This is a genomic window from Vibrio profundi, assembly GCF_043642225.1.
In the GTDB taxonomy this organism is placed as follows: domain Bacteria; phylum Pseudomonadota; class Gammaproteobacteria; order Enterobacterales; family Vibrionaceae; genus Vibrio; species Vibrio profundi_A.
This window is the reverse complement of the sequence record NZ_JBHZSF010000008.1, coordinates 19,256-34,915: the sequence shown is the minus strand read 5'-3', so window position 1 is coordinate 34,915 and position 15,660 is coordinate 19,256. Positions and strand designations below refer to the sequence as shown.

Annotated in this window: 14 protein-coding genes; 7 read left to right on the top strand and 7 right to left on the bottom strand. The window is 42.1% G+C overall.

From position 1 onward, the window contains the following. Positions 1-174: 174 nt before the first annotated feature. Positions 175-870 (top strand): oligogalacturonate-specific porin KdgM family protein, encoded by a 696-nt coding sequence (locus ACHUFI_RS13385; protein WP_394249889.1) that lies wholly within the window; start codon positions 175-177, stop codon positions 868-870. A 106-nt stretch (positions 871-976) separates the two neighbouring features. Continuing rightward, a complete protein-coding gene (locus ACHUFI_RS13380) occupies positions 977-3,427 on the top strand; it encodes a family 20 glycosylhydrolase (protein WP_394249887.1) in 2,451 nt (816 codons plus the stop codon). A 196-nt stretch (positions 3,428-3,623) separates the two neighbouring features. Here the strand turns inward: ACHUFI_RS13380 and ACHUFI_RS13375 are convergent, their stop codons facing one another. From ACHUFI_RS13375 to ACHUFI_RS13365, 3 genes are all read right to left on the bottom strand, one after another. Continuing rightward, positions 3,624-5,060: a glyceraldehyde-3-phosphate dehydrogenase gene (locus ACHUFI_RS13375; RefSeq protein WP_394249885.1), complete on the bottom strand. Its 1,437-nt coding sequence runs from the start codon at positions 5,058-5,060 to the stop codon at positions 3,624-3,626. 382 nt (positions 5,061-5,442) lie between these two features. Continuing rightward, positions 5,443-6,486, bottom strand: a complete 1,044-nt coding sequence (locus tag ACHUFI_RS13370; protein ID WP_394249883.1) for a porin family protein — start codon at positions 6,484-6,486, stop codon at positions 5,443-5,445. Further along, positions 6,483-6,932 (bottom strand): hypothetical protein, encoded by a 450-nt coding sequence (locus tag ACHUFI_RS13365; RefSeq protein ID WP_394249882.1) that lies wholly within the window; start codon positions 6,930-6,932, stop codon positions 6,483-6,485. The genes ACHUFI_RS13370 and ACHUFI_RS13365 overlap by 4 nt, the downstream gene beginning before the upstream one ends. Positions 6,933-7,042: 110 nt before the next feature. On the opposite strand from ACHUFI_RS13365, the gene ACHUFI_RS13360 reads away from it, so the two are divergent. Next, a complete protein-coding gene (locus ACHUFI_RS13360; RefSeq protein ID WP_394249880.1) occupies positions 7,043-9,670 on the top strand; it encodes a hybrid sensor histidine kinase/response regulator in 2,628 nt (875 codons plus the stop codon). 29 nt (positions 9,671-9,699) lie between these two features. Here the strand turns inward: ACHUFI_RS13360 and ACHUFI_RS13355 are convergent, their stop codons facing one another. The 4 genes from ACHUFI_RS13355 to ACHUFI_RS13340 all read right to left on the bottom strand — a co-directional run bounded on the left by ACHUFI_RS13355 (position 9,700) and on the right by ACHUFI_RS13340 (position 12,858). Next, positions 9,700-9,936, bottom strand: a complete 237-nt coding sequence (locus tag ACHUFI_RS13355) for a hypothetical protein (protein ID WP_394249878.1) — start codon at positions 9,934-9,936, stop codon at positions 9,700-9,702. Between the two features lie 689 nt (positions 9,937-10,625). After that, positions 10,626-11,543: a DMT family transporter gene (locus ACHUFI_RS13350; RefSeq protein WP_394249876.1), complete on the bottom strand. Its 918-nt coding sequence runs from the start codon at positions 11,541-11,543 to the stop codon at positions 10,626-10,628. 227 nt (positions 11,544-11,770) lie between these two features. Then, the gene (locus tag ACHUFI_RS13345) at positions 11,771-12,397 is read right to left on the bottom strand and encodes a D-Ala-D-Ala carboxypeptidase family metallohydrolase (protein WP_394249874.1); all 627 of its coding nucleotides are present in this window, start codon (positions 12,395-12,397) and stop codon (positions 11,771-11,773) included. Positions 12,398-12,543: 146 nt separating this feature from the next. Further along, positions 12,544-12,858 (bottom strand): DUF496 family protein, encoded by a 315-nt coding sequence (locus ACHUFI_RS13340; RefSeq protein WP_394249872.1) that lies wholly within the window; start codon positions 12,856-12,858, stop codon positions 12,544-12,546. 196 nt (positions 12,859-13,054) lie between these two features. Between ACHUFI_RS13340 and ACHUFI_RS13335 the strand changes: the two genes are divergently transcribed. The 4 genes from ACHUFI_RS13335 to ACHUFI_RS13320 all read left to right on the top strand — a co-directional run bounded on the left by ACHUFI_RS13335 (position 13,055) and on the right by ACHUFI_RS13320 (position 15,498). After that, a complete protein-coding gene (locus tag ACHUFI_RS13335; RefSeq protein WP_394249870.1) occupies positions 13,055-13,255 on the top strand; it encodes a hypothetical protein in 201 nt (66 codons plus the stop codon). A 59-nt stretch (positions 13,256-13,314) separates the two neighbouring features. Further along, positions 13,315-13,968: a YceH family protein gene (locus ACHUFI_RS13330; RefSeq protein ID WP_394249868.1), complete on the top strand. Its 654-nt coding sequence runs from the start codon at positions 13,315-13,317 to the stop codon at positions 13,966-13,968. Further along, entirely contained in the window at positions 13,968-14,273 is a 306-nt protein-coding gene (locus tag ACHUFI_RS13325; protein WP_394249866.1) for a GIY-YIG nuclease family protein, read from the top strand. Before ACHUFI_RS13330 ends, ACHUFI_RS13325 begins: the two co-directional genes overlap by 1 nt. 70 nt (positions 14,274-14,343) lie before the next feature. Further along, positions 14,344-15,498 carry a conjugal transfer protein TraF gene (locus ACHUFI_RS13320; protein ID WP_394249864.1) on the top strand — a complete coding sequence of 385 codons (1,155 nt, stop codon included), beginning with the start codon at positions 14,344-14,346 and terminating at the stop codon, positions 15,496-15,498. Positions 15,499-15,660 lie beyond the last annotated feature (162 nt).

Below are 15,660 nucleotides of genomic sequence, written 5' to 3'. Positions count from 1 at the left end.
TCTTGGCGGGCAAACCAATAGAGTGAAGGAGAGAATCAAAAAATTATAATAAATAAAGTCCAATCTACTTCTCTACTATAGAGATTACAAAATATAAGAAAGCAAGGTTATCTAAGTATTTATTTTTTCGAGTGAATATTTCTCTCGATGTTATTACTTCTAGGAAAAGAAATAATGAAAAAATCACTTAGTGTAACTTTATTAGCGTTATTACCAATGACTTCAATTGCTGGTGGATATGTTGACCTTCGTTCTGAATATAGAAGTACAACAGATCAATTAAGAAGCCGGTTTATTGTTGGTAACCATTTCGATAATGGATATGGATTAGAAACGCTAACAAACGTAAGGCATGCTGCGGGTGCGTACGATGAAACTAAAGTTATTAATACTGAGTTTACTCATTACTATACTCATTCAATAAACGATAACTTCATGCTTAACCCTGGTGTTGTTATGAACTTTCAAGGTTCAAATACGTTTTTGATGCCTTATTTAAAATTGAATTATAACTTCGATAATGGCTTATTTATTCATGGCCGTTACCGTTACGATTTTTCGACTGAAGCGCTCGTCAATGACTATGGGAATGAAGAGACAGCAAAACGTAATCGTTACGATATCTGGACGGGTTACAACACAGATAAGTATATGATTTCTTATGCATTCACATATTTTGATCAAATCACTCATCATACAAACGAGTTAGCAACAGGCGACTTAAACGCGCGAGAGCACACCGTTAAAGCTGTCTACAAATGGAAGCCAACCATTCGCCCATATGCTGAAGTGGTCGACGCAGATAAAGTGCAATCCAAGGACTATAAAACCGACTGGCGTTTCCGAGTTGGTGTGAACTTCGCTTTTTAAATCGCGAATAAAATTTTATACCCCGATAAAAATACCCGAGCGTAAATCGAGTGTGATTACGCTCGGATAAATAAATTTAGATTTCATATTAATAGGATTACCTACAATGAAAAAAACTATATTGTCTCTATTGATTTCTAGCTCAATGGTTGCCCCTATGGCTTTTGCAATGGCCCCGAATACAGATTTAAACTTGATGCCGTATCCACAGGAAGTGGAATTAAAAAGTGGTCAAGTTAATATCGATAGTGACTTTAAAGTATTTATTAAAGGTTACAACTCTGACCGTGTTGACTACACAGCTAAGCGTTTTATCGACCGCTTAGAGCGTCAAACGGGTTTGCCTACTTTAAACTGGCGAGCGGAGAATGAAAAAGAGGCGAATCTGATCATTGATGTAGAAAGAGCGCCAAAAACAAAAATTCAGAACCTTGATGCTGACGAAACGTATGAAATCGCAATGAAGGGCCAGCAAATTGTTCTGAGCTCTGAGAGCCCATACGGTGCGATTCGAGGCATCGAGACTCTACTTCAACTTGTGCAATCGACATCCGAAGGCTATTTCATTCCACAAGTTTCTATCAAAGATGAACCACGATTCCGCTGGCGTGGGGTTTCTTATGACACTTCACGTCACTTTATTGAGTTTGATGTGCTAATACGTCAATTGGATGCGATGGCATCGGCGAAAATGAACGTGTTTCATTGGCACTTTTGGGACGACCAAGGTATTCGAATTCAAACAGATAGCTGGACTCGATTATGGTCTGAAACAACAGACGGCAATTATTACACCAAAGATCAAGTACGTTACTTGGTAGAATACGCTCGTAATTTAGGTATTCGCGTGATCCCTGAAGTGTCACTTCCGGGTCACTCTTCAGGTGTCGCTCATGCTTACCCTCATCTAATGTCTGGTGGTGAAGGGCAATCTTACGAACAGCAGCGTGAATGGGGTGTATTTGAGCCGCTGATGGACCCGCTAAACCCAGAGCTGTATGAAATGCTAGGGGACGTATTTGATGAAATGGTTGAGCTGTTCCCAGATGAGTATTTCCATATCGGTGGGGATGAACCGAACTATTCTCAATGGATTAATAGCGAGAAACACCAACAATTTATCGCTGATAACAACATTGATGGGGAAAGGGGCTTACAGTCATATCTAAACATCAAGGTTGAAAAAATGCTCGAAGCTCGTGGCAAGAAGATGACGGGGTGGGATGAAATTTGGCATAAAGATCTTCCAACCTCGATCGTTATTCAAAGCTGGCAGGGGCACGACAGTATCGGACGTGCTGCCAAAGAGGGCTACCAAGGTATTCTTTCTACGGGTTACTACTTAGATCAACCTCAACCAACCAGTTACCACTACCGTAATGATCCAATTCCAACGGGTATCACGGTTGACGATACGGTCCATGAAGGTGAGCAGTTCGTCACGTATCAGTGGGAAAAGCCAAGAACCAAAGGTGGGCCACGTAAAGGAACGCTATCAATCATTGAAGCAAAAGACGGCACATTCCGAGCGTTTTCTGATTACAACGGTAAATCTCGTGAAGAAATCTTCATCAAAGAATACGTTCCAGGCAAAAAGTTCATCGGATACTTTGATAACTTCATGTCATACACGGAATTTAATTTAGATCTGAATGCTAAAGGACTAAAAGAGAGCAGCTATCAGTTAATAGGGAATGTTCGCTGGCCGACGACAGGAGAAGTTATTGCGAGCAGCGCAATCAAGGGCAGTGTCATTCCTGAGCCTAGCGGCGGTTACCCAGCTGAACTGACGGAGAAGGAAGAAGAATTGATCCTTGGTGGTGAAATCACTATCTGGCTTGAAAACAAAGACACGCATACCGTTGAGCAATACTTGTGGCCACGTAGCTACGCGATTGCAGAACGCTTGTGGTCGAACCAAGAACTGACGGACGAGCGCAGCATGTACCAACGAATGCAAGTGATGGATACTTGGTCGGAAGTATCTGTGGGGCTACGCCATCATGCTAACTCAGACATGCTGCTCAAGCGTTTAGCAAAAGGGCAGGACATTCGTTCACTGCAGTTACTCGCGAAATACACTGAGCCTGCACAATATTATGCACGTAACTGGGAAAAGTGGATCTCGACGGAAAACCACGGTGATCTTTATAACCAGCACGAGCGTTTGAATCGTTTTGTTGATGCGCTGGTAGTCGAAAGTTATGCCGTGTATGAAATGGAAGATTTAGTATCAGCATACGCAAAAGGGGATAAAACAGCCTTACAAGCGTTGAGCGAGCACTTTAATACAGCGAAAATGGCTGCGGAGTCTGCTAAGCCGGTACTTGCTGACCACGTTGCCTCAGTAGATAGCGTAATAATCGCTGATAAAACGATCCAAGTGGCCGACCTTGCATTGACCTTAATTGGTAAAGCAGAAGCTGGTGAAAAGATTCGTAAAGAAGATGCTAAAGCGTATCAAGAAATCTTAAGTGAAGCTGCGAAGATCTACGATGAAGCGATTGTAGCCACTGCGCGCCCAGCAGAGCAGCTTTTGAAAACGTTGACTCAGTAATTGCCACTTCAATAACGATACTTCGACAATATTCTATACTGATGAACCAAAAAAGCCGCTCAGATCCCTGAGCGGCAAGATTGGGGGTGATTGGTCTAGTTCATCACAACCAGAACAATATCTTTATCATTATTATGTTGTGGAGTCTTTTCTTAGCCGCTGTCAAAGCGGCTAAGTTATATCTTCCTAAGCTGAATTAAGCTGCTGGGAAAGTCTTGTAACGAACACCCATCATTTGCTCCATACAGTGAACAACTTGGCAGCTGTAGCCAAACTCGTTGTCATACCAAATGTACAGTACAGCACGGTTGTCTTGAGCAATAGTCGCAACGCCATCAACCACACCTGCGTGGCGAGAACCAACTAGGTCACTGGATACAATTTCAGTAGAATCCGTGTAGTCAATCTGAGCAGAAAGAGATGAAGTCAGCGCCATTTCACGAAGGTAGTTATTTAACTCTTCTTTGTCAGTGCCTTTCTCTAGGTTTAAGTTAGCAACCGCCATTGAAACGTTAGGCGTTGGAACGCGAATCGCGTTACCAGTTAACTTACCCGCCATTTCAGGCATTGCTTTCGCTACTGCACTTGCCGCACCTGTAGAAGTCAGAACCATGTTGAGTGATGCAGCACGGCCGCGACGATCTCCAGAGTGGAAGTTATCGATAAGGTTTTGATCATTCGTGAAAGAGTGAACGGTTTCAATATGGCCTGAAAGAACACCATATTTATCGTGCATCGCTTTCAAAACCGGCGTAATCGCGTTTGTCGTACAGCTTGCCGCTGAGATGATTGTGTCTTCAGGCAAGATAACGTCTTCGTTAACACCGAATACGACATTCTTGATATCGCCCTTGCCCGGAGCAGTCAGTAGAACTTTTTCTGCACCGTTACAAGCAACGTGTTGGCCTAGACCTTCGGCATCGCGCCAAACACCCGTGTTGTCGACAACAAGTGCGCTCTTAATGCCGTATGTAGTGTAATCAATGTCTTCTGGCTTGTTTGCGTAGATAACTTGAATGTAGTTACCGTTCACTATGATCGCTTTACGCTCTTCATCTACAACAATGCTGCCGTTAAACTGGCCGTGTACAGAGTCGCGACGAAGTAAACTTGCGCGTTTCTCTAAGTCGCCTTTTTTACCACCACGAACCACAATAGCGCGCAGGCGCAGTGGGTAGCCTGGGCCACTCTTTTCAATAAGAAGACGTGTTAGCAAGCGACCAATACGACCGAAACCGTAAAGGACAACATCGCGTGGCTCTGACATGACTTCGCCATTTAATGCTCCTAACAAAGCGGTTTGCAGGAAGTCATCCAAACCAGATGTATCTTCACGATCTTTCCAGAATTCGTGAGCAAGGCGACCAACATCAATACGGCTTGGAGAAAGTTCCATGGCTGCAAGGTGTTGGATAATTGGCATAGTTTGTTCAGGAGTAAGAGATGATCCGGTGTAGCGTCTTGCGATTCGGTGAGCTTTGATAATGTCGATAGTGGTTGCGTTGACTAGTGTTTTACCAAAGAGGATAACTTCGACGCCTTTTTGGCGATAAAGTTGGCCTAGTACAGGGGAAATGGATTCAGCAATCGTTTGGCTCGTTTGCCAGTCTTGAAGGTGCTTTTCAGGGCTCATCTTAACTCGGGACCTTTTCACGTTAGTTATGCAGCACTTACGAGGCGTAGGGTGGTAAGTGTGCTGTGGGGATTAAATCATCAAGGAATGACAGTCTTTATCGCTGCTAGCAGCCTTGATATAGGGTGTACAATATTTGTAATTTTTATGTGGCAGGATTGTAATGGCTAAACGCTTATTCTGCTAGGAAAATTAAATGCAGAGTTTATGACTGGTTTTTGGGCTATACCCGAAGTAAAACGGCAGGATTATCAGTCTAATCGCCTATTGACAATTTTTAACCATTAGACTTAATTTGCGACGATAACGATCTAAATCTAATTAATAATGAATGTGATTTCATCTTTAAAGCTAAAGGTGTGATCAAATTCAACTTATCTACTTAAAAGGTAAACGATAAACCGACAGAGTAGATGTTAACTTCAGTCTCAATCGGGCCGAACGGATTTTGCGGCTCAGTAAAGTGTCCACTGTTCATTTCTTCGCGTCCTTTTATATGCTGCCACTCCAAATATGCACTTAAGTTAGCAAGGATTGAGTACTTGGCACCAATCATCAAAGAATCATTGTCGTCCAATTTTCGTCTTTGTCCGTAGGTAACATAAGGGGTCCAGTTATCAAAAAGGTAGTTGATGCTGACATACCAATTAGAGTGAAGTTCTTCAGAAAGTACTAATTCAGACATCATATTCACGTTTCCAATCAGATATTGTCCGCCAATGCTGAACATATTGAGCATTTCTCGAAACTTTGGGCCTCCGTGAATGTCTTGAGTGTAGGAAGAATGTAAGTAAGCAAGCCTGATCAATCCGTCTTCATTATTAACGTCAACGGTAACGCCGACGGTGTCGCTCGACTCGATATCAAATGTGAACCCATACCTTTCATGGGTTGAGGTAGAAGGAGTCGCAAGAAATGGAGCGACTCTGACAGAGAAATCTTCTCCAACCCAAGTGTTCCATTCCAGTGACACCCCATTGAAATAGGTGAGCCCGAAGATACTGTCATATACATCTTGTGGTGGACGGATCCATGGATACGCTTCAGAAACGTAGTAATATTCAGAGACCATGAACAGCGGTAATCTTAAGCGACCGATTTTTGTCGTGAAGTCTGAATATTGGTAGGCCAGATATGCCCACTCTAAATCTGGATCGGAAAAGGTATTCTTAGGGCTTTTCACTACTTGAAACGAGCTTCTTAGATTGTCAGTCATTGACCAATCGACTTGAACACCCAATGTTGTATCGCAGTCATAGCACCATTCGTCTGTAAAATTAAAATGGTGGTATACGGGAATAGATTGGTCCGTAATGACGGCAGTTTGTGTTCCAAAACCGCTAATCCGAAGATCATCGGTAATCTGAAACGCCGCTTGAGATATCGACGGTATAATAGCCAATAAGAGTAGAAATCTTAAATTCATAACTCTTCCTTTATTGTAATTGTGTAGAGGATTTTGACGTTGTTAGGTAGTTGTTTTAATGGGTAATACGCGATACCGGTAGGTGTACTTTTAAGCCATTGAAGTACACTCTCGAGATCGTCGGTTTTTAACTCAAAGGGAGCAGTTGCACGCCCAGAAAAGGACTGTTTTGCCCAGATGGACTGCATCTGTGAGGGACTCTTATTAAGGAGGGAGTAATAAAACTTTTTTCTTATATTTGAGTTAGCGGGCAGATCTAAAATTTTCGTGCTATTGCCGTTAATGGAAGTGATATTTCCTTTATATAGCATTTTGAGCTGAAGTTTTTTTAGTGGTGTAAGTGACTGATTTAGAGAAATAACGGCATATTCCTCTGCAAATGAGGCAGAGGAGTTTAATATTGCGAGTAATACGATGGAAAAAAGCCTAAATGACATCTTTGTCATGAATAATTGTTCACCTAAAATTCCATTTTGATAACTTAAATTTATATTTATTGTCTACTCTTAACATAGGCTAGGTAAAATTACTTTCAAGGATGGGAGTGATTCATATAATGATAAATACATCAATAAGATTCAGGCTTTTCATACTTTCAGTGGTACCCGTAGCTATAATATTTGGCTTTACTTTCAATGAGATGGTGAGGGTAAAGGGGAGCATGGATAACTTTGAAGCGACGCTGATAAAAACAAAAGCGCTTCATAGCTTCGGCACACTCTCTCGCAATATTTATCAAGCGGTTCTCATCGACCCTCAACTGGAATCTCAAGGTTACTTTATCAATAAAAGTAAGGGAGATCTTGAGGTTATTAAAGCATTAGAAAGCGAACTTTCCAATTATTCAGAAATAGAGTCCCTCAATAGCGCCGTCAATGAGATGTCTGAGGTAATTACTGAATTATCAGTTATCAGTGAAGAAGAGCGCGTATTTGCTGGTGAATGGGCTTTTGAAGCGATGCAGGAATTATTACTCGAACTAACTCGACTAGAAACTCAAGTCAGTGACCCTGAAATCGCTAAGTCTGAACATATTTTTGAGGATTTAAGTAGTTTTACATTTTGGATGCAGCGTGAAGCCTGGCTTAGCAATGCAGTCCATAATGACCCTCCATTTCTGTCATCCAAATTACGCAGTTTTGTAAAAGCCGTTGAGCGACAGGAGCATTATTTAGAACATTTTCTAGTTCTTGGGGCTACCTCGAATCAAGTGAAAGAGCTGCTATCTATTTTCTCACAAGACGAGTATCAAAAAGGCCTAGCATTAAGAGAGCTGATATTGGATGGAGAAGCGACCTCTCAAACTCTGCTTTCGTATATTCAGAAACTAGACTCGCGTTATTCTCAGTTATCTTGGGTGATCGACTTGTATACGTCGAATATCGAACGAAGCTTACAGGCGAGAATTGAACAAGAGCAAACGAAAACGACGTTAGTCACGACACTAGTCGTCGGTGCGACTCTGTTTGTTTTGATTATGGGTGCGACCACTTCTCTTAGGTTGAATCGTAAACTATCGAAGATCGTTAAAGCAATGTCGATCCATAGCGAGGATGGAGAAGACCTCAAGCAAATTGAAGTCGATGGTAAAGACGAACTGGCCATTTTCGCGACAAAAGTCAACCATATCATGGCGACGGAGCAAAGGCATAAACGGGAACTCATTACAGCGAAAGAAGATGCGATTGCTGCCAACAAAGCGAAGAGTGCTTTTCTTGCGAACATGTCACATGAAATCAGAACTCCATTGAATGGCATTATCGGCATGGCCGAAATACTGTCGCAAAGCTCTCTCGATGCGAATCAGACAGAAGTGCTTAATGACATCGATTCCTCTTCTCAATCATTGCTGGTTTTACTTAATGATATTCTGGATCTTTCGAAAATTGAGTCTGGAAATCTAACGTTATCTCCTCATCAAGCCGATTTGTCTGAAACCATTTATGACTCGGTCAATTTGATTCTATCTAAAGCGATAAGCCAGCATATTGAATTAGAAATTTTCTTAGACCCCTCGATACCTGCATTACTTAAATTCGACGAGTACCGATTGAAACAGGTATTAACGAACTTACTTTCTAACTCAATCAAATTCACTCGAGCTGGAAGCATCACGACGAATATTAATTACTCGCCTTTGAGTGAGTCGAAGGGAGTGATTGAAGTCAGCGTTATTGATACTGGTGTCGGTATCGACAGTGAAAAATTGGACTCGATTTTTGAACCCTTTATTCAAGAAGATGGCAGCATTACTCGTCAGTTTGGCGGTACTGGGTTAGGGCTCGCGATTTGTCGTCAACTTGTTGATTTAATGGGTGGGAAAATAGATGCGATATCAGAGAAAGGAGTTGGCTCGATATTTAAGTTTGAAATTACCGTGGATGCTGTTGATGGCGTGAAGCCGACATACCCTAATCTTAAAAATGTGCTTTTGATTTCAAACTCTTTTAATTATGTGGATCAAGTCGTGCGCGAGTGTGATTCACTGGGTATCAAAGTGGCAACCGCGAGCTCAGTCCAGAATGCGAATCTAGAGGGAGAAGATCCCGATCTTATTCTGTATTGCCATGCACTTCACCCACCCGTTGATACGGATCTAGAGACTATCGCGATACACCACAACTTGAAAAAAGTGGTCGTACTTCAACATCATTTGTTTAAATCTAATTTGCGTGCCGATGCAGTGCATGCCATTCATACCCTTCCATTCTTAGGTAAGCGTTTTCAAACAAGTTTGCAAAGCCTTAATGAAGCTAAAGAGAAGCAGATTCAAGCGAGCACTGAACCTGAATCGAAACGAGTATCTAACCGACGGATTCTGATTGTTGAAGATAATTTGATGAATCAGAAAATTGCGAGTTTCTTTTTGGATAAGGCAGGTTACGAGTATTTGATCACCAGTAACGGGCAAGAAGCGGTAGATGCTATTACCCAAGGAGGAGATTTTGATGCCATTCTAATGGATTGCATGATGCCTGTAATGGATGGGATAACAGCGACGAAAGAAATCCGTCAATGGGAAAAAGAACAGGGAGTACCAAAGCTACCAATAATAGCGTTAACCGCCAGTGTTCTAGATGAAGACATTCGCCATTGCTTTGAGGCAGGTATGGATGCTTATCTGCCTAAGCCGTATAAATCTCACCAACTCTATGACCTCTTTGACAACCTTCAACTCGCATAGGGGAAGCTCCCCTATGCGAATAATAGAGATTATCGAACTTCCATTCCTAAGTTGTATTGCGCTAAGCAGCGGGTTACGTAACTGACTTTAAGCAATGCCGCGATTAAGATAGTGCTGATATGCGCCGCTATTTGTACTGGTAACGAAAATTTGTCTGCAAGAGGGTAGGCGACAATAATACTCGCGATCATCAGTAGTGTGGTGAATAGCAACACAGAATTTGAGACAGATAGCAGAGTCGAAAAGCGTTGATTCATTGTAGTCATAGCAAACCTCTAAATAAGTATGAGTCTTATTTATCTTATTGCTAAAACTGTGCCAACTTTAAAAGTCTTTTAACTTCAATTATTTATTTTTATTTATCTACTCATGGTGTCATTTTGACTCGTTTTATCTTGGTGTTAAAATGACACGATGGGGTCGATATTTGTAGGTTTGGTTTCATGGAGATATAAACGCTTAGCTTTGTAAGAGATCTCTTACAAATAAGTAGGTTGTTAGCTCGTTTTTATTAAGAAAAAGGTGAGTTAATGGTTATAAGTTGCTGATATTTATCACTTATAGCCTGTGTTAATCTTTTCGGAAATCAGTTTAATAGAAAATAGGCAATTGAGGAAAATGCTCAGTAACATATTATTTAATTGTCAGCAGGAAGCAGACACGGAACAGGAAAGACCCATGGATAGGTCATCTTCAGGACGAAGATTAGATGATTCAGGAAGAATTATCTGCAATGGATGTAACAGGACACCACTTAAGGATTAAGTGAAGTGAGCTAACTAGGATAGTTGGCAGGCAGGATAGCCGAGGACACCGCTAGGATGGCGATGAAACGGAATGCGCTGAAGGATACAGCACACTATCAAGGAATAGATGCAGGGAGCACCTATTTAGTAGCCGGATTGCTGCGAGTAAGAACTGAAACCCACCAAGTGAAAGCTTGGTGGGTTTTCTTTTATTTGAGCTTAAATATCGACAGAATGACTAAGCTCATGCCAATCACGTGATAAAGAGTAAACGGCTCATTTAAAAGGAACACCGCGAACACTGCTGTGATTGCTGGACCAATATTGCTGGTAAGGCTGAGTAGTTGTGGTGTTAAGCGCGCCATTGCTGCCGCAATAAAGTATGACGGTAACACGGTACAAAATATTCCAAGGCCAATTCCGATCAAAATCAGCTCTGAATTCATTGATGCCAAGTTAACTTCAGAAGCAAGCAGATGGATTAAAATAGCGACACCCGCACTGCCCATTCCGATACTCGTAAAAAGCTGGCTCCCCATGATGGTGATGATTCTTTTGCTCAAAATTAGGTAACAAGCAAAAATGAATGCCGAACTTACCGCCAAGCTACTCCCTAACCAAACTTGCTCCCCTAAATAAGCAAAATCATGAGCAACAATGAAACCTATGCCTAGGTAGCCAATCAAGATAGCGATTAGCGTCTTCTTGGTCGGTTTTTGTCCTTGGAAATACCAACCGATGAGTACCACAAATGTGGGGAATAGAAAGATCAACAGTCGCTCTAATTGAGCTGATATTGACTCCAATGCGGTGATATCAAGATAACTCGCGACATAGTAACCGAGAACGCCTATAGCCGCGGCCTGCCAACCATAAGCTCGTACCTGTTGACGATGAGTAGGATCGCGAAGGCTCCACACTAGCATCAGTAAATAGAGAGGGAGCGAGCTGAATGCTCTAAGGGACATGATAGAAGTGGCATCTCCGCCCGCTTGATAAGCGAGTTTCACCAGTACCGGCTTAATAGAAAACAGTGCAGCGCCAATTAGCGCGAAGATCATACCTTGATGGTACTGCTTACAGGTATTGGATTGGTCGACGTTACTTTCTATAGTCTTTTCAGTCATTTGCTCGCTCCTTCAAGAGGCATACGAGCAAGAAAGGAGAGAAATACCCAGCTGTCTTACTCGCAGCCAGGTGTCATTTATCCTACCGGCTACATGGTATAAGGAGTTGGAGCCATAGGTAAGAAAAATTAAAGTTCATAGTATCTCTCTGTGATGAATTTTTAGACTACAAGGAATGCCACGTTTAAACAACCTATATGAACTATCATTGATAAAAATACATTGCTTTACCAACGTCTAAAGCCGCAAGTGTCGATATGGAATCTCAAACCAGAGTAGAGCCCTAATCCTACGTTGTACTTCTGTCCAACTGTGTTGTGAATAGACTTTAGTTTCTTATGAAGTTCGTCTCTGGGTATCTCTTTGGAGGGGACGAGGTCTAAAGCACAAAAGTTTAGATGTTTACTCCGCGCTGCTCCTCCTGCTTGTTTATTGTATATATTGGTCCGCTCACCCGATACAGGGATAACAATGCCAATTTCGGGTTCAACATACTCTTGAATGAATTTGAGAGTGTTAATCATAGTTGGGATATGCTTTGGATTTGGGAGGGTAAACAAAGTGGTGTTACTCATCACCCAATCTGTCCCTTGCAATAAAACCAGGTGGAGAGGCATCGTCTTTTTGATACCGGCGGCTCTAAGTTGGTCGCCAATTTTCTTTATCTTGTCTTCGGCATGATTCAATAAAACCCAGCCTTGAAAAGCGGTGAGTGTTGGCACTTTATATCCATGCACATCGACCACTAGGTCTTCGTATGAAAGATCGGTTTCAACGTTATAGAGTTTCTCATATTCATCAGGAAGAGGTTGAGAGTTCACTACAAGCAGACTTAATACCAAGGCTAAATTCATGCACATATCCGTTTGGTTAACGTGTAGTGAAGTATAGCGTTAATTCAAATTGATGCTTTTCTGGTATGAGGCTAAGTGAGATGAGATAAAAGTAGATAAAAAGAAACCCACCTGAGAGGTGGGTTTGGAGTCTTAATCAAAGGCGACTATTTTTTGCCTTGGATTTGCTTGTCTTCTTCCGTTAGTTCACGGATACGACGGCTGATATCACGGCGAGCCTTAGAAATTTCTGCGCTCTTGATGATGTGATCATCAACACGGTCTTCGTAATCTGCTTTCATGTTTTTGATGATACCTAGAATCTCATCGTGAGACATTTCTGGCTTGATGTAGTCCAGTAGGTTATCAAGTAGATCAACACGCTTACGGTTGTCACGAACTTTCTTTTCGTTGTCTAGAAGTTCACGTTTCAGTTTGTTCTTACGACGTGCTTGGTTAACGATTTCAAATACGCTGCTCATAGATTCCTTTTCCTAATCTTGATAATACGTTGTCTGAGGATGATTAAAGCACATCAAAACGTGGAGTAACAGTCTTTAGATCAAAGCACTAATTAACTTGTTTATTAATTCATCGATCTCACTGGGCGTGATTGTGTTTTGCTGATGTATCACGATACTATCCCAAGCAGTATCGCAATTTAAATGAAAATACATAATGAATCAGCAGACTTTGCCTGATGAGTTTGATGACGAACAATACGTAGATTTGTCGCCAGACCAAGAAAAAATCCGCAAGGCATACGTAAAAGAACGTAGGCAGCTAGAAGTAACAGAAATAGAGCTAAATCGTTCTAAGATTATTATGATTGATGAACAAGGCCGAAAGAAAAAAGTCCCTATTTTATCCGAACACTGATACACAGAAGCTGAGTCGGTAAAGAGTTAGGATAGATTCGAGAATAATAAGGAAGAGATATGAGTATTGAGCTTTCACCTGTAGAAGCACGTGTGATTGGTTGTTTAATTGAAAAAGAAGTCACGACACCTGACCATTACCCTCTAACATTAAACAGTTTAACGACTGCATGTAACCAAAAATCTAACCGTGAGCCAGTGTTGGCGTTGTCAGAATCTGATGTATTAGACACGGTAGAAAGCTTAATATCGAGACGTTTGGTGAGCGATGAAAGCAGCTTTAATAGCCGCGTGAGTAAATACCAACACCGCTTTTGTAACACTGAGTTTGGTGATCTGCAATTCTCTGAGCAAGAGCGCGGTATCATCTGTTGTATGCTTCTTCGTGGGCCTCAAACGCCGGGCGAACTAAGAACTCGTACTAATCGCTTAGCATCGTTTACCGATGTTAAAGAAGTCGAAGCCGTACTCGAAGGCTTAGCGAATCGCGATGCTGGCGCACTTGTGGTTAAGTTACCTAGAGAAGCGGGTAAGCGTGAGTCTCGCTATCAACACTTATTGAGTGGGGAAGTCGACCTGGAAGCGTTGGCAAGCGCAGCCCCAGCGACGAGCTCTCCTGTAAATAGCGACAAGCTTTCGGAATTGGAAGCAGAAGTGGCGAGCTTGAAAGAAGAAGTTGCTGAACTAAAAGAACTTGTACAATCTCTGCTTTAATGAGTAATGAAACAACCCAGTCCCAATGGGTCGTTTACCTAATTCGTAACTGCCACAATGCATTGTATTGTGGCGTTACCAATGACCTTCCTCGTCGATTTAACCAACACCAAACAGGCAAAGGTGCAAAAGCGCTAAAAGGCAAAGGCCCATTAGATTTGGTTTGGCATCTCCCCGTCGACTCTAAAAGCTCGGCATTAAAAATGGAATATTCCATTAAACAACAGCCCAAAGTGAAGAAAGAAAAGTTAGTAAGATCACAAATATCAATTGAACTAATCAATGGGGTGGTGGTCTATAGCTAGTTTTAATGTTTCTGCCTAATTTATAGGCTAACCTTATGAAGCTATTTAGAATTATAAGGTTGATATGGAAATGAAACAGCTAAATAAAATGGCGCTAGCAGTGGGTTTTGCTTGTGCGTCGATGTCAGTTCAAGCAGCAAATCACGTAGCGGATGGTCGCGGTAACGCAATGGGTAATACCGGTGTTGCTTCTGCCGACTACCTCGTTGCTCCCTTCTATAACCCAGCATTGGGTGCCAATTTCCGTGAACATGATGACTTTGGCTTGTTGATTCCAGCTGTCGGAGTTACTGCTCGCGATACAGACGAATCACTTGCTACGTTGGATGATCTTCAAGATGCCATTGATAGCTACGAAGATGCAACGATTCCAACACAAAGCCAGATAGATGAACTGAATGGTTATCTTGATGATCTCGATGGTAACGCACCTTTGGCAGTGACGGCCGGCGCAGGAATTGCGATTGCTTTGCCTATAAAAGCGGTCTCTACCAACTTGTTTACCCGAGGTTACGTTGAAGTGATCGCGACTCAAGATATTGCCCCGAATACAGGGAACACAGCAGTAGACGTTGAGGCTAGGTATCAAAACTCGACGGTAGAAATGGCAGCATTTGGTTACGCCGAGGTAGGTATCTCGTTCGCTAAAGAGTTTGTCATTCAAGAAGAAAGGGTATCATTTGGTATCTCCCCTAAATATCAGGAACTGACGACATATTCTGCAAGCTCCTCCGTTGAAGACTTTGACTTGGATGATTACGATGAATCTGAAATGTCAGAAACCGCATTTAACTTAGACTTAGGTGCCGTTTGGTATCGAGACAACTTCCGCGTCGGTTTAGCAATCAAAGATATTTTTGCCCAGGAAGTTAAGTTTGCGGAAGGCAACACGGGAGTTTACGAGCTTAATCCTCAAGCGACGTTAGGCTTCGCGTACGCGCACGAATACTTTACCGTTGCTGCGGATGCTGATTTAACAAGCCAAGAGCGTTTCCAGAATTTAGACGACGATACGCAGTTTCTTCGTTTCGGTATTGAAGGTAATGCGTGGGGCTGGGCACAGCTAAGAGCCGGTTACGAAATTGATATCGAAGATACCTTAGATAATTCACTGACAGCGGGTATCGGTATCAGCCCTTGGGATGTGGTTAGTCTAGATCTTGCGGGTTCGTATGCTGGGGATAATCAATTTGGTGCGTCGGGTAACTTAGCCTTTACGTTCTAATGATTGATTTGACGATTGAAAAGCCGCCACTTAGGCGGTTTTTTTATGACCTAGAGCTAATGAATATGTTGACTGAATATTGTGTAGGAATATTTACATAAAATTTTGATGTACGGCATACTAAATATATTCAATCGCTATCATTTTGTATATTTGTCCTCC